The organism is Kitasatospora sp. NPDC058190 (genome assembly GCF_042883685.1).
Lineage (GTDB): Bacteria > Actinomycetota > Actinomycetes > Streptomycetales > Streptomycetaceae > Kitasatospora.
Window position 1 is genome coordinate 36748 of sequence record NZ_JBHVVI010000031.1, and the last position, 18870, is coordinate 55617.

At 74.3% G+C, this 18870-nt stretch carries 14 protein-coding genes and 1 tRNA gene; 8 read left to right on the forward strand and 7 right to left on the reverse strand.

Translation table 11 applies throughout. The features are described 5' to 3' along the window. Nucleotides 1–18: 18 nt before the first annotated feature. Nucleotides 19–876, reverse strand: coding sequence for an FhaA domain-containing protein (locus tag ACFVWU_RS16710; RefSeq protein ID WP_387620866.1), 858 nt, complete (start codon nucleotides 874–876; stop codon nucleotides 19–21). A 433-nt stretch (nucleotides 877–1309) separates the two neighbouring features. Between ACFVWU_RS16710 and ACFVWU_RS16715 the strand changes: the two genes are divergently transcribed. Further along, nucleotides 1310–1393 (forward strand) — tRNA-Leu (locus ACFVWU_RS16715). A gap of 116 nt (nucleotides 1394–1509) precedes the next feature. Here ACFVWU_RS16715 and ACFVWU_RS16720 read toward each other — a convergent pair. Both ACFVWU_RS16720 and ACFVWU_RS16725 read right to left on the reverse strand, forming a co-directional pair. After that, nucleotides 1510–2658 carry a sensor histidine kinase gene (locus ACFVWU_RS16720; RefSeq protein WP_387620868.1) on the reverse strand — a complete coding sequence of 383 codons (1149 nt, stop codon included), beginning with the start codon at nucleotides 2656–2658 and terminating at the stop codon, nucleotides 1510–1512. After that, complete coding sequence (locus tag ACFVWU_RS16725) at nucleotides 2655–3305, reverse strand: response regulator (RefSeq protein ID WP_387620945.1); 651 nt, start codon at nucleotides 3303–3305, stop codon at nucleotides 2655–2657. Before ACFVWU_RS16725 ends, ACFVWU_RS16720 begins: the two co-directional genes overlap by 4 nt. A 403-nt stretch (nucleotides 3306–3708) precedes the next feature. Between ACFVWU_RS16725 and ACFVWU_RS16730 the strand changes: the two genes are divergently transcribed. Beyond that, entirely contained in the window at nucleotides 3709–5478 is a 1770-nt protein-coding gene (locus ACFVWU_RS16730) for a phosphatidylglycerol lysyltransferase domain-containing protein (RefSeq protein WP_387620948.1), read from the forward strand. 243 nt (nucleotides 5479–5721) lie between these two features. Further along, nucleotides 5722–6483, forward strand: a complete 762-nt coding sequence (locus tag ACFVWU_RS16735; protein ID WP_387620870.1) for a hypothetical protein — start codon at nucleotides 5722–5724, stop codon at nucleotides 6481–6483. 70 nt (nucleotides 6484–6553) lie between these two features. Here the strand turns inward: ACFVWU_RS16735 and ACFVWU_RS16740 are convergent, their stop codons facing one another. After that, complete coding sequence (locus ACFVWU_RS16740) at nucleotides 6554–9340, reverse strand: SpoIIE family protein phosphatase (protein ID WP_387620873.1); 2787 nt, start codon at nucleotides 9338–9340, stop codon at nucleotides 6554–6556. Between the two features lie 278 nt (nucleotides 9341–9618). Between ACFVWU_RS16740 and ACFVWU_RS16745 the strand changes: the two genes are divergently transcribed. From ACFVWU_RS16745 to ACFVWU_RS16765, 5 genes are all read left to right on the forward strand, one after another. Beyond that, nucleotides 9619–10833 (forward strand): rhodanese-like domain-containing protein, encoded by a 1215-nt coding sequence (locus tag ACFVWU_RS16745; RefSeq protein WP_387620876.1) that lies wholly within the window; start codon nucleotides 9619–9621, stop codon nucleotides 10831–10833. Between the two features lie 82 nt (nucleotides 10834–10915). Beyond that, a complete protein-coding gene (locus ACFVWU_RS16750) occupies nucleotides 10916–11599 on the forward strand; it encodes a DUF5819 family protein (RefSeq protein WP_387620879.1) in 684 nt (227 codons plus the stop codon). After that, nucleotides 11596–12906 (forward strand): HTTM domain-containing protein, encoded by a 1311-nt coding sequence (locus ACFVWU_RS16755; protein ID WP_387620882.1) that lies wholly within the window; start codon nucleotides 11596–11598, stop codon nucleotides 12904–12906. The genes ACFVWU_RS16750 and ACFVWU_RS16755 overlap by 4 nt, the downstream gene beginning before the upstream one ends. Nucleotides 12907–12915: 9 nt before the next feature. Next, nucleotides 12916–15027 (forward strand): FUSC family protein, encoded by a 2112-nt coding sequence (locus ACFVWU_RS16760; protein ID WP_387620885.1) that lies wholly within the window; start codon nucleotides 12916–12918, stop codon nucleotides 15025–15027. Nucleotides 15028–15049: 22 nt separating this feature from the next. Beyond that, on the forward strand, nucleotides 15050–15799 hold the full coding sequence (locus ACFVWU_RS16765; RefSeq protein WP_387620951.1) for a TrmH family RNA methyltransferase: 750 nt from the start codon (nucleotides 15050–15052) through the stop codon (nucleotides 15797–15799). A gap of 147 nt (nucleotides 15800–15946) precedes the next feature. On the opposite strand, the gene ACFVWU_RS16770 is transcribed toward ACFVWU_RS16765, so the two are convergent. The 3 genes from ACFVWU_RS16770 to ACFVWU_RS16780 all read right to left on the reverse strand — a co-directional run bounded on the left by ACFVWU_RS16770 (nucleotide 15947) and on the right by ACFVWU_RS16780 (nucleotide 18615). Continuing rightward, complete coding sequence (locus tag ACFVWU_RS16770) at nucleotides 15947–16858, reverse strand: pyridoxamine 5'-phosphate oxidase family protein (protein WP_387620889.1); 912 nt, start codon at nucleotides 16856–16858, stop codon at nucleotides 15947–15949. Nucleotides 16859–16929: 71 nt separating this feature from the next. Next, nucleotides 16930–17400 carry a VOC family protein gene (locus ACFVWU_RS16775; protein WP_387620892.1) on the reverse strand — a complete coding sequence of 157 codons (471 nt, stop codon included), beginning with the start codon at nucleotides 17398–17400 and terminating at the stop codon, nucleotides 16930–16932. 195 nt (nucleotides 17401–17595) lie between these two features. Continuing rightward, complete coding sequence (locus ACFVWU_RS16780) at nucleotides 17596–18615, reverse strand: XRE family transcriptional regulator (protein WP_387620895.1); 1020 nt, start codon at nucleotides 18613–18615, stop codon at nucleotides 17596–17598. Nucleotides 18616–18870 lie beyond the last annotated feature (255 nt).

Here is an 18870-nt window from a genome sequence, read left to right on the forward strand (position 1 = left end):
GCGCGAACAACTCGGACACTACCCTTCGACCTGCCGGTAGACGATGGTGGTGGAGCCCACGACGATTCGGGAGCCGTCGCGGAGCGTAGCGCGCTGGGTGTGCTGCCCGTCCACCACGATGCCGTTGGTGGACCCCAGGTCGAGCACCATCGAGGGGGTACCGGGGCGGATCTCGGCGTGCTTGCGGGAGACCCCGGGGTCGTCGATCCGCACGTCCGCCTCGGTCGAGCGGCCGAGTACGCAGGCCGCGCCGGAGATCTGGTGGCGGGCGCCGTTCACCTCGATCCAGCGGCGCACCGAGGCGCCGTGGCCGGAGCCGGGGAAGGCGCGGACGTTGCCGCCGGCGGGCGGGGCCGAGGGCATCGCGGGGGGTGCGGCCGGCGGCGGGGGCGCGCTGTACTGCCCGGCACCGCCCTGCTGCCACGGCGCGCCGGGGGCGGGGGCGGCCGGCTGGCGGTCGTAGCCGGGCTGCTGCGGCGGCGGGGAGTACTGCTGGGGCTCCTCGGCCGCCAGGGTGCGGCTGCGCACCCGGTACAGGCCGGTGTCCAGGTCGTCGGCCTTCTCCAGGTTCACCTGGAGCGGGCCCATGAAGCTGTACCGCTGGGCCTCGGCGTACTCGCGGACCATCCCGGCCAGTTCGGTGCCGAGCTGGCCGGAGTAGGGGCTGAGCCGCTCGAAGTCGTGCGGGCTGAGCTCGACGATGAAGTCGTTCGGCACGACGGTGCGGTCGCGGTTCCAGATGCTCGCGTTGTTGTCGCACTCGCGCTGCAGGGCGCCGGCGATCTCCACGGGCTGGACCTCGGACTTGAACACCTTGGCGAAGGTGCCGTTGACGAGACCCTCCAGTCGCTGCTCGAACTTCTTCAGCATCCCCATGGGGCACCCCCTTCCAGGGTTCGTTCGCCTGCCTGCCGACCAGCCCTCTCCGAGGAGCGGTCCTCCGAGGAGTCGGTCGTGCCTACTTGCGGTACTTCCGTACTGATCGTATCCACGCCGGGCCCTTCCGTACGGTTCCCGGACCGCGTGGTGCCCGGGGGTGGGCTCGGACACACAGGGTGACGCATGCCGGGTGCCGCACGCCAGGTGTGCCGGTCGGAGCCGCCTCCCTCCTTCGCTCGCCCGTTCGTCGTTCGCCCGTCCGGGCCTGGTCGGTCTCCTCCGGATACGGATTCGGAGCTGCCCCCCAGGTCGTGCTACTGTTTTCCACGTCGGAAGGGCCGCCCGGAAGGGAAGCCGGACCGAGGAAGCGCGAAGACCACATGGTACCGAGCGGTTCTGAGGGAAGGTCGGCAGAGAAGACAACACCCATGCGCGGGTGGCGGAATAGGCAGACGCGCTGGATTCAGGTTCCAGTGCCCGAAAGGGCGTGGGGGTTCAACTCCCCCCTCGCGCACAGCGAAGCCCCGCAGATCTTCGGATCTGCGGGGCTTTCTCGTTCTCCCGGGCCGTTCCCCGGGGTCCGTGCTCACGGACCCCGACCGGGTGCGGTCCGTGAGCGGGGCGGTCGGCTCAGGAGTGGGCGGCGGGGAGCTCGGCACGGACCTCGAAGCCGCCGTCCTGGGTGGGGCCGGCCGTGAGCGTGCCGCCCAGCAGCTGGGCGCGCTCGCGCAGGCCCACCAGTCCGTGGCCGCCGCCCGGCAGGGTCTCGGCCGGGCGGACCGGCGGCGCCTCGTTGCGGACCTCCACCCGCAACCGGCGGCCCTTCGCCCGGACCTTCACGTGCACCACCGCCTCCGGGGCGTACTTGGTGATGTTGGTGAGCGCCTCCTGGACGGTCCGGTAGGCGGCCCGCTCGACCGCCTCCGGCCACGGGCGGTCACCGGGGTTGAGCTCGGCGTCGGCGGTCAGGCCGCTCTCCTCGATCAGCCGGGGCAGGTCGGCCAGCCGGGGCTGCGGGGCGAGCGGGGCGGCCGGGAACGGGGAGCCGGTGCCGCGCAGCACCCCGACCATCTGGCGCAGCTCGTCCAGGGTCCGTACGGACAGTTCGCGGATGGTGCGGGCGACGGTCACGGCGGCCGGGTCGGCGGTGCTCACCTGGAGCGCGCCGGCCTGGATGCTGATCAGGCTGACCTGGTGCGAGACCACGTCGTGCATCTCCCGGGCCAGTCGGCCGCGCTCGCTCATCAGCACCCGCTCGGCGAGCAGCCGGCTCTCCCGTTCCTGGCCGCGGGTCAGCTCCTCCAGACGGGCGGCCAGCTCTCGCCGGGTTCGGGAGAGCAGACCGGTGGCGGCCGGGCCGGCGGCCAGCATCACGGCCTGGATGGCGTCCAGGGCGGTGTTCCGGCTGAGGTCGATGACCGGGGTCGGCAGCGGCCAGTGGAAGAAGGAGACCAGGGTGAACAGGGCCGCGCAGGGGAACAGCACCTTGGTGCTGGGACGCCCGGTGGCCACCGTGTAGACGGCGGTGATCGGGGCCAGCCAGATCGCCTCCACCCAGGTACCGGGCATGGTGAGCAGGAACACCGCCACCGGGAAGCGGCGGCGCCAGAACAGCGCGACGGCGGCCAGCGTGGAGAGCGCCAGCTGCCACCAGGTGGCGTCCCGGGCCACCAGCGCGGCGTCCAGCAGGGAGTACAGGACGGGCAGCAGCAGCATCAGCCAGGGCGCTGTGCACCAGGCCGGCAGCCGGCGGGACGGCAGCTGGTCGACGGCCGTCATGCCCCGTCGCCGGGCTTGGGTCGCACCAGGCCGGCCCGGTGGGCGACCACGGCGGCCTGCACCCGGTTGGCGGCGCCGAGCTTGCCGAGGATCGCGCTGATGTGGTCCTTGACCGTCCCGGTGCCGAGGAAGAGCCGGTCGGCGATCTCGGCGTTGGACAGGCCCTCGCCGAGCAGGGCGAGCACGTCGAGCTCCCGGCCGGTGAGGGTGCGGGCCAGCGCGGAGGCCTCGGCGTCCGGGCCGCCGCCGTCGACGTAGCCGCCGATCACGGTGCGGGTGACGGTCGGGGAGAGGATGTTGCCGCCGGCCGCGAGCACCCGGACGGCGTGCACCAGCTGCTCGGGGGCGGTGTCCTTGAGCAGGAAGCCGGCCGCGCCGGCCCGCAGCGCGGTGCCGATGTACTCGTCGGTGTCGAAGGTGGTGAGCATCGCCACCGCGGGCGGGTCGGGCAGGGCACGCAGGCGGCGCAGCACGGAGATGCCGTCGAGGTCCGGCATCCGGATGTCGAGCAGCACCACGTGCGGGCGCAGGCGCTGGACGTGTTCCTCGGCCTGCCCGCCGGAGCAGTCGCCGACCACCTCCAGGTCTGGGGCGGAGCCGACGATCAGGCCCAGGCCGGAGCGGACCAGGATCTCGTCGTCGACGATCAGCACGCGGGTCGTGGTGATGGTGCCTCCTCGGTTCGGGCGGCCGGGTTCGGGCGGTCCGCGGGGATCGCTTTTGAGGGTAGGGGTAGCGACGGCGGGGCGCCGAACGCATGGGGGGTGTCGACCCCCGCCGTTCGGCGGGGGTGGGAATCCGCTACCCGGTTCACGTAATTCTCAGGAATGGTGGGGAACCATGGAGTTGGCTGCCTTTTCCGGCCCGCCGCTCCCTGTGCGGGCAGCCGGTGGGCGAGGGGTGGCCGGTCAGTCCGCCGGGCCCGTGCGGGCGCCCGGCGCCGGGCCGTGTGCGGATGCGCCCCACCATCTGATCGTTTGGAATTGAGCTGTGTCGTCCACTGTGAAGCCGGAGCCGTCCGCCACGTCGACCGGGCCCCGGCCCGCCGGGCTGCTCGACCGCTGGCGTCCGAGGGCCGCCGTGGCCTCCGTCTGGTACCTGCGGCTGCTGGCACTGCTGAACGTGGCCACGGTGCTGCTGGTGCCGTGGGGGAACCAGGTCTCCGAGCACAACGAGGGTGAGTACTTCACCCCGTACCTGATGACCTCGGGCCTGGCCGCCGCGGTGCTGTCGGTCTTCCTCGCCGTCGCGATGCGGCGCCGCAAGCGGGCCGCGTGGATCTTCAACGCGGCGCTCAGCGGCGTGTTCGCGCTGTTGTACCTGACGGTCATGGTGCTGCCCGGGGAGCGGTTCAACAAGCACCCGCTCAACTACATCTCGACCATCCTGACCTGCCTGTTCGTGCTGGCGCTGCTGATCGGGCGCAAGGAGTTCACGTCCAAGGGCGACCGCTCCAACCCGAAGACCGCGGCGGCCACCTTCGTCGGCGGGCTGGTGTTCGGCGGCACGGTCGGCGCGCTGCTGGTCTGGCTGACCAACGAGCTGAACGGCGCCGGCTGGTGGGACCTCTTCCGCTACTCGGTCGGCCGGATGATCACCATCACCCCGTCCGAGCACCTGCGCTCGGTGATCGCCGCGCCGACCTGGGTGAACGCCGCGATCAACGCGATGGGCGCGGTGCTGTTCCTGCTGGTGCTGTACGTGGCCTTCCGCAGCCCGCGCGGCAAGGAGCTGCTCAACCCCGAGGACGAGGCGAAGCTGCGCGGCCTGCTGGACAAGCAGGGCGAGCGGGACTCGCTGGGCTACTTCGCGCTGCGCCGGGACAAGGCGGTGATCTTCTCCCCCAGCGGCAAGGCGGCGGTGACCTACCGGGTGGTCGGCGGGGTCTCGCTCGCCTCGGGCGACCCGATCGGGGACCCGGAGGCCTGGCCGGGCGCGATCGACGCCTGGCTGGCCGAGGCCCGCGAGCACGCCTGGGCGCCGGCCGTGATGGGCGCCTCCGAGGAGGCCGGTGTGATCTACGCCCGGCACGGGCTGGACGCGCTGGAGCTGGGCGACGAGGCGATCGTCGAGCTGGACGAGTTCTCGCTGGACGGCCGCGCGATGCGGGTGGTCCGGCAGGCCTACAACCGGGTCAAGCGGGCCGGGTACACGGTGCGGATCCGCCGCCACGAGGACATCTCCGAGGCGGAGATGGCGCAGCTGGTGGCCAAGGCCGACGAGTGGCGCGACGGTGCGACCGAGCGGGGCTTCTCGATGGCGCTGGGCCGGCTCGGGGACCCGGGCGACGGCCGCTGCGTGATGCTGGAGTGCCATGACGGGGACGGCGAGCTCGCGGCGCTGCTGAGCTTCGTCCCGTGGGGCCCGGACGGGCTCTCGCTGGACCTGATGCGCCGGGCCCGGGACACCGAGAACGGCCTGATGGAGTTCATGGTGATCGAGCTGCTGCAGCGCGCCGACGAGCTGGGGCTGAAGCGGGTCTCGCTGAACTTCGCGATGTTCCGGTCGGTGTTCGAGCGCGGTTCGCGGCTGGGGGCCGGCCCGGTGCTGCGGCTGTGGCGTGCCGTCCTGGGGTTCTTCTCGCGCTGGTGGCAGATCGAGTCGCTGTACCGCGCGAACGCCAAGTACCGGCCGATCTGGGAGCCGCGCTACCTGCTGTTCGAGAAGAGCAGCGAGATCCCGCGGATCGGCCTGGCGAGCGCGCGGGCCGAGGGGTTCATCGTCGCGCCGAGCCTGCCCGCGCTGTTCCGTCGCCGGCACTCCGCGGCCGCCGTGGTGGCCCCCCGGGTGCCGGTGTCGGCGCGGGACGGGAAGGGGTAGCCCCGCGTCGGGGGCGGCGGGGGCCTGCCCGGTCGGACGGGGGGTGGGGTGGAGGGCCCGATCGGTCCGATGGGGGATCCGGTGGGGGGATTGTTCTCCCCCCTGAGGATGACCTCAATCCCCATCCATGCCGATGTGGATTTGTTAACTGGCTTCTAATGTTGGAGTGACTGAGAAGTTCGGGGATTCAGGAGAAACGTTGTGATTCACAGGACCCACGCGGGGGGCGTGCGAAAGGGGCCGGTGGCGCTAGCCAGAACGGCCGCTGTCGCCGAGTGGGGAGCGTTGTACGTCACGGTCCGGGACGCGGTGGTGCGAAAGAGGTTCGCCGCGTTCCCGCTGGCCACGGCGGCGACGTTTCTGATCCTGCTGTTCAGTGTCGTCCAGCACCTGCCGGGCGGCGAGCGGTTCGTCAACCACATCGGAGTGGTGCGGGCCGCGCTGCCGCTGGAGGTCTCGCTGCTGCGGACCCCGCTGTCGTTGTACGTGCCGGCCCTGGACCTGCCGGTCTGGGGGGCGCTGGCCCAGGTGTTCGTGGTCTTCGCGATCGCTGAGATCGTGCTCGGCCGGCGGATGACGCTGGTGGTCGCCTACACCTGCACCCTGACGGGCACGCTGTTCGCCCGGATCGGGGTGGCCATCGGGCCGGGCCACCTGTTCGGCTTCCCGAAGTGGGTCGCCTACGTGCGGGACACCGGGCCGTCGGCCGCGGTGGTGGCACTGGCGATCTGCATCGCGTTCCGCTGCCGGGCCTGGCTCACGGCCGCCCTGGTGGTGACCCTGATGGTCGGCGAGGCGATCGTGCTGCCGAACCTGGCCGGTCTGGAGCACGTGGTCGCGGTGGTCACCGCGCTGCTGATCGCCGTCTCGGTCGAGGTCTTCGGGGACTTCTGGCCGCGGGTGCTGGCCGGGGTCGGCGCCGCCACCTCGGTGGCCGCGGTCGCCTCCCGGGAGGTCGCGGTGGAGGCCGGGCGGCGCCGTTCGGCGGGCGCCGTCATCCCCTGACGATCGCTTCATCGGTCGTGACGGCCGCGTACGTCGACCCACTGGTTCGCAGTGTGTCCGTACGCGGCCGTCACGCGTGCGGGAGGGGGAGTTCGAACCAGACGACCTTCCCCACCGCCTTGCGGGCGGTGCCCCAGCGTTCGGCGAGCTTGGTGACCAGGGTGAGGCCGCGGCCGGTCTCGCCGAGCTGCTCGGCGGGTTCCAGCGAGGGCAGGTTGTGGTTGTCGTCGCTGACCTCGACCAGCAGCTTGTCCACCCGGATCAGCTGCAGCTGGACGGTGTCCCGCGCGACCCGGACGGCGTTCGTGACCAGCTCGCTGACCAGCAGCTCGGTGGTGTCGCTGAGCGCCTCCAGGTGCCAGGCGGCCAGCCGCTCGCGGACCAGCGAACGGGCCCGGCGGACCTCGCGGTGGTCCACGGTGAGGTCCCAGGTGGCCACCTCGGACGGGGCGACCCCGTCGAAGCGGGCCACCAGCAGGGCGACGTCGTCCTTGCGGTCGTCCGTGTGCAGTCGGCGCAGCACCTCGTCGCAGGCCTGCTCCGGGCTCTGCTGCGGGTCGATCAGGTTGCCGCACAGCGCGGCCAGGCCGGCTCCTATGTCCCCGCCCCGCACCTCGACCAGGCCGTCGGTGCACAGCACCAGCATCGAGCCGTCCGAGACGTCGATGGTCTTGGCGACGAACGGCACCCCGCCGACGCCGATCGGCGCGCCGGCCGGGATCTCCAGCAGCTCGCCGGTGCCGTCCGGGTGCACCAGGACGGGCGGGACGTGCCCGGCGCTGGCCAGCTCGCAGGTGCGGTTGATCGGGTCGTAGACCGCGTACAGGCAGGTCGCCAGGTGGTCGTCGCCCAGTTTGTGGGCCAGGTTGTCCAGGTGGCGCAGCAGCTGGCCGGGCGGCAGGTCCAGGGCGGCGAGGGTCTGCATCGCGGTGCGGAAGCGGCCCATCGCGGCGGCGGAGTGGATGCCGTGACCCATCACGTCGCCGACCACCAGGGCGACCCGGCTGCCGGGCAGCTGGATCGCGTCGAACCAGTCGCCGCCGACCTCGGCCTTGGGATCGCCCGGCAGGTAGCGGTGGGCGATCTGCACGCCGGGGATCTGCGGCGGGCGGGTCGGGATCATCGAGCGCTGCAGGGTGGTGGCGACCCGCGCCTCGGCGCGGTGCAGCCGGGCGTTGTCCAGCGACAGCGCGGCCCGTACCGCCAGCTCCTTGAGGGTGGCGGCGTCGCTCTCGTCGAAGGAGGCGCGGTCGGGGAGCCGGAGCAGCTTGAGGATGCCCAGCACGGTGCCCCGGGCGGACAGCGGCACCACCAGCATCGAGCGGCCGGAGACCACCGGGGCCAGCCGGGCGCCGCCGAGCGCGATCGCGTAGTCGACCGCGACGTCGTCGCTGACCACCGGGACCAGCACCGGCTGGTTCAGCTGCAGGGCCATTCCGGGCGGGGTCCGGCGGGGCATGCTGACCAGCGAGCCTTCGGGGAGCACGTGGTCCCAGGCGCCGCCGGTCTCGTTGAAGACCAGGGCGACCCGGCGCAGCATGGTGTCGTCGTCCGGCCTGGCGACCGGCAGCTCGGAGTCCGAGATCAGCCCGTCCACCAGGTCCACGCACGCGAAGTCGGCGACCCGGGGGACCAGCACCTGGCACAGCTCGCGCGCGGTGAAGCCGAGGTCCAGGGTGGTGCCGACCTTGCCGCCGACCTCGTTCAGCAGGGCCAGCTGCTCGCCGGCCTGCCCGTTGGTGAGGAACGGGCCCAGCCGTCCGCTCGGTGGGCCCTCGGGGCAGGCGGGGGCGGGGACGGTGCCGGACGGGGCCTGGTCGGCACGGCGGGACGGGAGGCCCTCGGCGGACGACTCGACGGCGGCCTGCTGCTCGATGGTGGCTCCTCCTCCGATGGGTGGGGGGACCTCCCGGCCGGAGGCGGGGGGAGGGACGGACGGGACGCTCGCGGGGCCGCCGCCGACCGCGGCGGGGAGCTGGGCCGGTTCGCGTTGTTCGCGTTGTTCGCGTTGTTCGCGTTGTTCGCGCTGGACGGCCTCGCGCTGGACGGGCAGCGGGCCGGCCGGCCGGCGGCCGGGCGCGGACTGCTCGGGCTGCGGCGGAGGGCCGACCCGGGCGGCGCGCTGCTGGGGCGTCGGGTAGCGGCGGCCCAGGCCGGCGGCGGCGTGCGCGGCGCCGGTCTGCGGATCGGAGGGCAGCACCGGCAGCACGGTGGCCGCGTCCAGCCGCAGGGCGGGCAGCCCGCCGTGGGCCACCGCCTCCAGCAGCGGCGCCCGCTGGGCGGCGGGCAGGAGCCGGGACAGCGGCTCGGGCAGCCCGCCGACGGCGGGGGTGAGCGTCGCGGTCAGCCCGTGGAAGCCGCCCCGGGCGGCGGGGCCGGCGGAGAACGGCAGCAGCCGCTCGCCGAGCGCGAGCCGCGGCCCGGTGGTGCGCAGCGGGCGGGCGTCGGCGGCCAGCGCGAGCAGCCCGCCGGACGGGCCGGACAGCGGGTAGGCCCACCAGAGCACGTCGCGCTGGTGTTCCTCGCGGTCGTGCACGGTCAGCCGGCCGGCCCAGGGCCGGCCGTCGGCGGTCAGCTCGGCCAGGGTGTCGAGGGCGTCGCAGCGGCGGCGTACCGCGCAGCGGCCGAGCATCCGGTCCTCCAGGGCGGGCAGCAGGCCGGAGGCGGGGCGGTCGGTGGTGGCCTCGGCGCGGTGCCCGAACAGCTCCTCGGCGGCCCGGCTCCACTGGGCGATCCGTCCCGTCCGGTCGACCAGGACGAGGGCGAGCCGGACGAGGGCGGCCACCCCGCCCGGGTGGTCGCCCGGCGCGGTTTCGGCGCCCGCCGAACGCGGTGTGGAGTTGGACTCGGCCACCATGGATTCGGTCTGCTCCCGCCTAGCCGCCACGCCTGGAGGCGGCCGTCTCTCCGGAGGAAGGCACGCTGTGCGGATACCAGCGAAGCACGGACCGGGCCGGGCCCGACACCGAAACGGGGAGATTCATCAGGATCGGTTGCGTGTCGCGTGCCGCGCGCCGGTTCGTACCCCCGCTTCACCCGGACGGGGCTTGCCCGCGCGGCGGTAGGGTGGCAGGCCGGGCCGCCCCCGCGGCGGCTCCGCAGGACCCTGCCGGCCGGACGAGACAGAGGCGAGAAGTGAGCGCGCAGAGCCCCGTTCGCTGGACGGACCCGGAGCAGCAGGAGCTGGAGGAGCGGGTGGCCGCGGCCGAACTCGCCTGGCTCAGCATGGACGTGGACGTGCAGACGCTGCGGGTCGAGATCGACAACTTCGCCCTGATCCACCACCAGCTGCTCGGCCCGCTCTACGCCCGGCTGGACGAGCTGGACGCACTCGTCGCCGAGGCCGTCGCGGCCCGCACCGGACGGCCCGAGGACGTCCGGCTGGCCGCCGAGGCACGGCAGCGGGTCGAGGAGCTGCCGGACCTGGACGCGCTGTTCGACTCGGTGCGGGAGAAGTCCGGCGAGGAGCAGGCCGAGGCGGCCCCGACGCCCGCCGCGCCTCTCCGGGTGAAGCCGGGCAAGCAGGCCCAGCGGGTCTACCGCGACCTGGTCCGCCGCGCCCACCCCGACCTGAGCACCGACCCGGCCGAGCAGCAGCGCCGGGCGGCCTTCCTGGTCCGGGTCAACGAGGCCTACGCGTACGGGGACGCCGCCGCGCTGGAGGGCCTGGCCGCCGAGTGGTCCACCGCGCCGGAGGCCGCCCCCGCCCTCGACTCCCCCGACCGGCTGGGCTGGCTGCGCCGACGGCTGGACTGGCTGACCGCCAAGATCGCCGAGACCGCCACCGAGCAGGTCCGGCTGGAGCAGACCCCGATGGGCCAGCTGCTCGCCCTCGCCCCGCAGGATCCGGACCGGCTGCTGGAGCAGCTCGCCGAGGAGCTGCTCGCCAAGGCCGCCGCGCAGCAGGCCGAGCTGGAACGACTGTTCGGTGCCCACTCGGCGGTGCCGGTGGGCGAGAATGGCACGGACCCGACCTTCCCCCAGCCTCCGGCCGGGCGGTACCCCCACCAGGAGAGCCACACGATGTTCGCGCAGATCCCCACCACCGACGCCGCCTCCGTCCCGGCCGACGCCGCCCTGCTGGACGTGCGTGAGCAGGACGAGTGGGACGCCGGCCACGTGGACGGCGCGCTGCACATCCCGATCGGCGAGGTGATCGCCCGGATCGGCGAGCTGCCCGACGCGAAGCTGTACGTGCTCTGCCGGGTCGGCGGCCGCTCCGCGCAGGTCGTCCAGTACCTGGTCCAGCAGGGCCGGGACGCGGTGAACGTGGACGGCGGGATGTACGCCTGGGAGGGCGCGGGCCGTCCGATGGTCAGCAGCACCGGCCAGGCGGCCTTCGTCCTGTAGGCCCCGTTCGGGGGTTGGGGCAGGATGGGCGCGCGACGCGCCGGTACGGGGCCGGCGGAGCGCCGGTCGGGCGGGGGAGGCCATGACGGAGACCACGGACCGGCCTGCCTCCCGGGGGCACCTCCCGGCCGGGGGCCCGGGGAGGGTCTGGTCGAAGCCCGCGCAGCTCGTCCTCGGCCTCGCCGGGGCGGTGCTGGTGGGTGGCACCGGGATGTTCCTGAGCGCGGTGTTCCTGCACGTGGCACCCCCCAACGCGCTGTCCCGGCAGTACCAGGACCAGGTCGACGGCGTGGTGTACCCCGAGTTCGAGCAGAACTGGAAGCTGTTCGCTCCCAACCCGCTGCAGCAGAACATCAGCGTGGACGCCCGGGTGCGCACCGTCGCCGACGGCGGAACCACCCACACCCGTGACTGGACCGGGCTGACCGCGCAGGACCTCGCCGCGATCCGGGGCAACCCCGCGCCCAGCCACGCCGACCAGAACCTGTTGCGCCGCGCCTGGGACTTCTACGACGGCTCGCACGACCAGGACGAGAAGCAGACCAACCCGCGCGGCCGGCTCGCCGAGCAGTACCTCAAGCGGATCGCGCTGCAGCGGATCGGGCGGGAGGTGGACGGCGAGCGGGTCCTGGAGATCGAGTTCCGGGTGACCTCGACCACCGTTGCGCCGCCGTCCTGGAGCGGCGAGGCCGCGCCGCCCGCGCCCAAGGTGCGGGAGCTGCCGTGGTGGCCGGTCGGGGACGAGGACTACCGGGGGCTCGGGTGAACGAGGTGTCGGCGCAGGCTCCGCAGCCGGTGGAGGCCGTGGAGCCGCCACGGTCGGACCGCGTCCCGCGGCAGGGCGGGCAGCCGCCCGCACCGGTGGCGGTGCCGCGCGGGCCGGCGGCGGTGCTCGGGCGGGCGGTGGAGGCCTTCACCGGGCGGGTGCTCGGACGGCACCAGGCCGCGGTGGTGCGGATCGGCTTCGGGCTGGTCTGGCTCGTCTACCTGCTGCGCGAGTGGCCCAACCGGCGGGTGCTGTACGGCGACCGCTCGCCCTGGTCGATGGAGCTCGCCCAGCGGCTGCTGGCCGACACCGGGGCCTTCACCGTGCTGCCCTGGTTCGGCGGGCGGCTCTGGTTCGAGCTGGTCTACCACCTGGCCGTGCTGGCCGCCCTGGCGGTGCTGCTGGGCTGGCGGACCCGGGCCGTCACGGTGCTGTTCCTGGTCACCGTGCTGTCCCTGCAGAACCGCAGCGTCCTGCTCGGCGACGGCGGGGACAACGTCGTCCACCTGATGGCGGTCTACCTGGTCTTCACCCGCTGCGCCGAGGTCTGGTCGCTGGACGCCCGGCGGGCCCGGGCCGGTCGGTCCTGGTGGTCCGAGTGGTCCGGGGTGGGGCTCTGGGCGCTGCTCGGCGCGGTACTGGCGGCCTGTCAGCTCGGCGACTTCTCCGGCGACAGCCTGACCTGGACCGGCCCGACCTTCCCGTACCTGGGCTGGTCGCCGCTGTTCTGGGGGCTCTGGGCGGTGGCCGGGATCTGGTGGGCGCTCGGACGGCTGCGGCCGGACGGCGAGCCGCGGGCGGTGCTCGACGCGCTGGCGAACATGGTGCACAACTGCGCGCTGCTGGTGATCGCCGCCGAGGTGGTGCTGATCTACGCGACGGCCGGCTGGTACAAGGTGCAGGGCTCGCGCTGGCAGGACGGCACCGCGCTGTACTACCCGCTGCACCTGGACTACTTCACCCCCTGGCCGGGGCTGTCGGCACTGGTCGGCTCGGCGCTGCTGCCGGTGTTCCTGATCTCGTACGGCACGGTGATCCTGCAGGTCGCCTTCCCGTTCACGCTGGTCAACCGGCGGGTCAAGAACGTGCTGCTGGCGGTGATGATGGTCGAGCACGTGGGGATCGCGGTGGTGCTCGGGCTGCCGGTGTTCTCGCTCGCGATGGTCGCGGCGGACGCGGTGTTCCTGCCGACCGGCGCCCTGCTCTGGGTGGCGGCCCGGCTCGGGCGGATCGGAGCGGGCAGGTCCCCCGGGTCCACCGGGGGCATCGGCTCCACCCGGCGCAAGGACGGGGGGCCCGCCGCCTAGGATGTCGTTATGTCCTGGTTCACCGCCCTTCGTGACACAGCGCGGACCGGACTCACCCTGGACCGGGCGCTCACCGACCCCAAGCGGGCCGCGCGCGGGGCGGTCGCCGTGGCGCTGGTGCTGTTCCCGACCCTGGCACTCGGCGGGGTCCCGCTCGCCACCTCGGCCGCGATGGGGGCGTTCATCGCCGGCTCGGCCACCTTCCAGCGCAGCTTCCGGCCCCGGGCCAGCCTCGCCGTCGCGGCCGGGTTCGGGCTCGGCGTCAGCACCTTCCTCGGCTACCTGGCCGTCGGGGTCACCGGACTGTTCCCGGTGCTGCTCGCGGTGTGGGCCTTCGGCGCCGGGCTCGCCTGGGCGATCGGGCCGACCGCCGGGGTGGTCGCGGCCAACACCCTCTCGGTGATGCTGATCGTCGTCCAGCTGCCGGTCAGCGTGTCCACCGCGCTCGGCCACGGACTGGTCGCCGCGCTCGGGGGGATCGTCCAGGCCGCCGTCATCACCCTGTGGCCGATCGGGAGTTGGACCGCCCAGCGGGGCGCGCTCGCCGACACCTACGCGGAACTCGCCGACTACGCACGCCGGTTGCGGCAGGACCCGACCGCGCAGGTGGACCCGGCGCCGTTCATGACCGCCCGGTACGCCGCCGCCCTGACCCCCTGGCAGGACCGCCACCGGCCGCCCGAACTGCGCGGCCTGCGCGGCCTCGCCGAACGCATCCGGCCCACCCTCGCCGCGCTCGCCGACCCCAAGGTGGGCGCCCCGGAAGAAGGACCGGAGCGCGACCGGGCCCGCGAGGTGCTGGCGGCCTCCGCCGAGGTGATGGACGCCCTCGCCCGGGCGATCCGCACCGGAGACCCGGTCCGGCTCCCACGTTCGGCGCCCACCCTCACCCTCGTCCGGCCCGACGAGGGGGCACGGCTGCGGGGCGCGGCCCGGCGCTCCGCCCGGCGGCTCGGCGGACTGCTGCGCAAGGCCGCGGACACACTGGACCGCGGCGACGAGGACACCATCACCACCCCCGTGGTCGGGGCCGGCGGGGCGCTGCACAAGCCGTCCATCGTCCGGATGCTGCCGGTCGCGGCGCGGGCCGTGCGGCGGCAGCTGCGGCCGCGCTCGGCGATCTTCCAGCACGCGGTACGGCTGGCCGGGGTCGTCACCGTCGCCTACCTGCTGGCCCGGCTGGCCGGGTTCCACCACGGGTACTGGGCGCCGATGACCGCCGCGATGGTGATGCGGCCGGACTTCGCCCAGACGTACAGCCGGGGCGTCGCCCGGCTGGCCGGGACGGTCGTCGGGGTCGCCGCCTCCACGCTGGTGGTGCAGCTCGCCCACCCCGGGGAATGGGTGCTGGCCGCGCTCGCGGTGCTGTGCATCGGCGGGGCGTACCTCGCGTTCCGGACCGGGTACGCGCTGACCACGGTCGGGATCTCCTCGTACGTGGTGTTCCTGCTCGGGCTGCAGGCGGGCGACCCGTTGGCGACGGCCTTCGAACGGGTCGGGCTGACACTGCTCGGCGGGTCGGTCGCGCTGCTGACGTACGCGCTGTTCCCCACCTGGCAGACCGCGCGGCTCGGGGAGCGGCTCGCCGAATGGCTGGCGGCGGCCGGGCGGTACGCGGCGGCCGTGGTCGCCTGTTACGAGCAGCCGGCGGCGCCCCGGGGGCGGGTGGTGCGGTCGGCACTGCTGGACTCGCGGGAGGCGCGCTCCGAGCTGATCCAGGCCATGCAGCGGGCCGACGCCGAACCGGGTCGGCACGAGTCCGGGCTGACCGGGGTGAGCCGGCGCCAGATCGACCGGGCCCGGGCGGCGGTCGGACACCTCGGGCGGGCGGCGGTGCTGCTGGAGGCGCACCTGCCGGCCGCCGACGCGGATCCCGTGCCGGGGGCGGCGGAGTACGCGGAGGAGCTGCAGCTGGCGACGGCGCTGGCGGCGGGGGCGCTGCTGACGGGGCGACCGGTGGAGTTCGGGGCCGTGCGGGAGGCGCAGGCGCGGTTGGAGGAGCGGCTGGCGGAGGTGCCGGCGGGGGTGCAGCGGGATGTGGTGCGGGCGGGGACGCGGTTGCTGGGGGTGGCTTTGCGGGATCTGGAGCGGGCTCTGCGGGGGAGTTCGGAGGCGCGGTAGGCGGGGTGGGAGCATGAGCGGCATGGACGAGGAGCTGGTGCGGGCGTGGCGGACGGCCGAGGGGGAGCCGGGGGCGGTGCTGTTGGACGGGTTCCACGCGCTGAAGCACGCGCTGCGCTTCGGTGGTGACGTCCGCCGGGTGCTGACGGCCGATCGGTCGGCGCTGCTGGCGCTCGCCGCCGAGCTGGCCGAGGACGTCGTCCCGGCGTTGGACGGGCTCGCGGTGGAGCTGCCGGAGACCCGGCTGCGGACGCTGGCGCCCCGGCTGCACCCGACCGGGGTGATCGCGCTGGCCGTCCGGCCGTCCGTCGAGGCCAACCGGGCGGTGCTGGCGCACCGGCCGCGCAGGGCGCCGGTGGTGCTGCTGGAGAACCCGCGCAACCTGGGCAACGTCGGGGCGGTGATCCGGCTGGCGGCCGGGTTCGGCGCCACCGGGGTGGTGACCACCGGCGATCTGGACCCCTGGCACCCGACCGTGCTGCGCGGCAGCGCCGGGCTGCACTTCGCGACCGCCGTCGAGCGGCTGAGCCTGCCGGAGCTGCCCGCCGGGCCCCTGTACGTGCTGGACCCGGAGGGCGCGGACATCCGGGACGTGCCGTTCCCGGACGACGCGCTGCTCGCCTTCGGCACCGAGCGGCACGGCGTCTCGGCGGAGCTCAAGGCCCGCGCCGACCAGCTGGTCGCGGTGCCGATGCAGCCGGGGGTGTCCAGCTTCAACCTGGCGACCAGTGTCGCGATGGGCCTGTTCCACTGGCAGTCCGGCAGGCGCTGAGGACGGGGCGTCGGGAGGACGGCCTGCGCCAGGTGTCCGGGCCGGGGCCGGAGTGCCGCGCGCCCGGGAGGGCGGGGGCGGCTCAGCGCGGGGGCGGCAGCGGGGTGCCGCCGTCGCTGCTGCTGCCGGTGCGGACCCGACGGCGGCTCAGCGCGGGTTGGCGGGCGAGTACTCGGGACCGGTCCAGGTCAGCGGGGTGGCGTCGGCGAGTTCCAGCACGCCGGTGACGGTCAGTTCGACCATCCGCTCGGCGCCCGGGGCGGACTCCCGGGCCTGCTCGGACCAGTCGGCGCGGGCCTCGCCGGTGACCAGCAGTGCCCCGCCGGTCTCCCAGTCGGGCAGCAGCAGGCCGGCCCGAGGGTCCAGCTCCAGGTTTCCGAGCGTCATGAACATGCTGTTTCCCCGGTACTCCGGCCAGCGCACCCGGTCCGGCCCGACCGCCTCCAGGAAGCCGGGGAAGCCGCCGCGGTGCGAGGCGTCCACGCTGCCCTCCGGGCCGGCGGTGGCGATGAAGAAGGTGTCCGCGGTGGCCACGGCCAGCTGCTGCGCCGTGGACAGCACCGGGCCGGCGGCGGCCGCACGGGGCGTGCCCGCGCCGGGGCGGTCCAGCGGGGTGCGGCGCTGGATGTACTTCGGGCAGTTGGAGACCACCTCCTCGGCGTGGATCGTCAGCCCGCCCCGGTCGTCCGGCGTCGAGCGGCCGTTGAGCCGCATCCGGCGGCGGCCGGCCGGGTCCAGGGCGATGGTGCCGACCCGGGCCGGCCGGGCCAGCGCCTCGGCCAGCGGGTCGGCCCCGGCCGGGCGGGCGGCGACCGTCATCGTCCGCTCGTCCGCGGCCTGCAGGAAGCCGGCCGGGCCGGCCAGCTGGGTGGCCCAGATCCGGCCGTCGGGGTCGGCGGCGCCGACCACCAGCATCCGCCGTTCGGTGAGGAAGCGGGCGGCGACCGCCGGGACGGTGCTGCGGATCGACCGGCCGGCGTGGTCGGCCCGTTCGGTCAGGCCGGCCCGGGCCTGGGCGGCCCGCTCGCCGGCGTGGTACGGCGTGCTGACGGTCGTCATGGCGTGCTCCCCTCGGCTCGGTGGCGGGCTCCCCCGTGGCCCGCCGGTGGCGGTCTGCGATCGGTGTCGGCTTAGAAGAAGCCGCAGGTCGGGGCGTCGGTGGTGGGTGCCTCGGCGTCGGTCCCGTCCACCCCGGTGCGGGTGTAGACCTCCAGCCGGATGCCGTCCGGGTCGGAGAAGAAGATGCCGCCGGAGGCCGAGCCCTCGCCGTGCGGGACGACGCCGTCGTAGGCGAACTCGGCGCCCAGCTCGCGCAGCAGCTGCTCGGTGGCGCGGACCTCGTCGAGGCTCTCCACCTCGAAGGAGAGGTGGTGCAGGCCGGGAGTCGCGGCGGCGAAGGCGCCGGTGCTCTGCTGCCAGAGGGTGACCACCAGACGGCCGTCGCGGCCGAGCAGGGCGTAACGGCGCTCGGGGTCGGTGCCCTCGTGGGCGAGCTGGAGGCCGAGGACGGCGCGGTAGAAGTCGATCGAGCGGGTCAGGTCGGTGACGTTCAGGCCCACGTGGCCGGTCTGCAGGGTGCGGAGCAGGGTGGTGCTGGACATGCCTGGTCACTCCTGTGGCTGGGGTGGTCCGGCCAGGTCCCTGCCTAACCGGTACTCATGAGGCTATGGGTTAGATGATGGGGCGTCAACCGGTTCTCTGGGGTGAAGGGGTTAGGTTCTCCGGGGTGGGAACGCGACAGCCCCGCCGGACCTGACGGTCCGACGGGGCTGTGGGGCTTGGGGGTGGGAGGGCGGCTACGCCCACTCCCAGCGGATGCCGATGTGGCCCGGCTGCTGGTCCGGGGCCAGCACGTGGGCGCTCGCCGAGGCGCCGATCCACAGCTGCTCGCGGCGGTGGTCGACGTCGGCGCCCGGCTCGCGGTCGTAGCGCTCGCAGTGCACCGGGACGGCCGCCGGGTCGAAGTGCACCTGGAGCACGTACTCGCGCACCTGGGTGGCGAAGCGGCGGCTGTACTCCATGGTCGGGCCGCCCGGCGGGATCTCCACCTCGTACTCGAAGACCGTGCTGTCACCGAGCCCGAGCGGGCGGTCCAGCATCAGCTCGGCGACGGTCAGCCCGACCTCCGGGCGGCGGCGGACCCGGCCCAGCCGGCCGTGCCGCACCGAGGTGATCTCCGGGCAGCCGGTGGCCTCCTCGTCGGCCTTGTGCACGACCAGGCAGCGGCCGACGCCGCCGACCGTGGCGCGCACCACCTGGCGCATCCGGAGCAGGTTGGCGCGCCGCTCGGCGTCCACGTAGTACGAGTCGTGGATGCTGAGCCGCTCCAGCTCGCCGGCCGGCGGGGCGTCCAGTTCGGCGAAGATCGCGGCGATCTCCTGCTCGCCCGGCCAGACGTCCTCCAGCCCGAGGTGGCTGATGCTGGCGGCGGCGGCCCAGCGGCCGCGCGGGCGCGGCGGGCCGAGCAGCGAGGAGAGCGAGCTGTGCGGCAGGCCGAGCAGCTCCTCCAGCAGGTGGACGGCGCGCAGCGAGCTGGCCCGCTCGGGCTGGCTGCGCCCGCGGCGCCAGTAACTCAGGGTCGTCACACTGACCCTGACGCCGCGTCCGGCGAGCGCCGCGCGGATCCGGTCCAGGCTGAGGCCGCTGGCCTCGATGGCCAGGTGCAGGGCGTCCGCGAAGCCGCCGGCCGGGGTGGGGCGTCCGGCGGACGGCACGGGGGCCGTGGCCGGGGCCGCAGGCGCGGGCGGGTCGGGACGCTCCGTACGCGATCCGACCAGCCGCAGCCGCGCGGCGTCCTGAGGCTGCTGTGCGGCCATGCGGTGACCCTCCCCACCAGGTGAGTTCGGTGGCACCGGGCCGGCGCCGGGGCGCGCCGCCAGCGGCTTCACCGAGCTTTGGGGAACCCTATGCACGGTCGAGAGGCTACGTCATCAGTCGCGCGTATGACAGTGGTCACGACAGGTCGACCGGATGGTTATCGATCTTGAAACAGTCCGGAAACACGACCGGAACCCGGGAGGGCGGACGGCGCGAACCGGGACGGAAACGGACACCGCCGGGGCGGGCCCTGA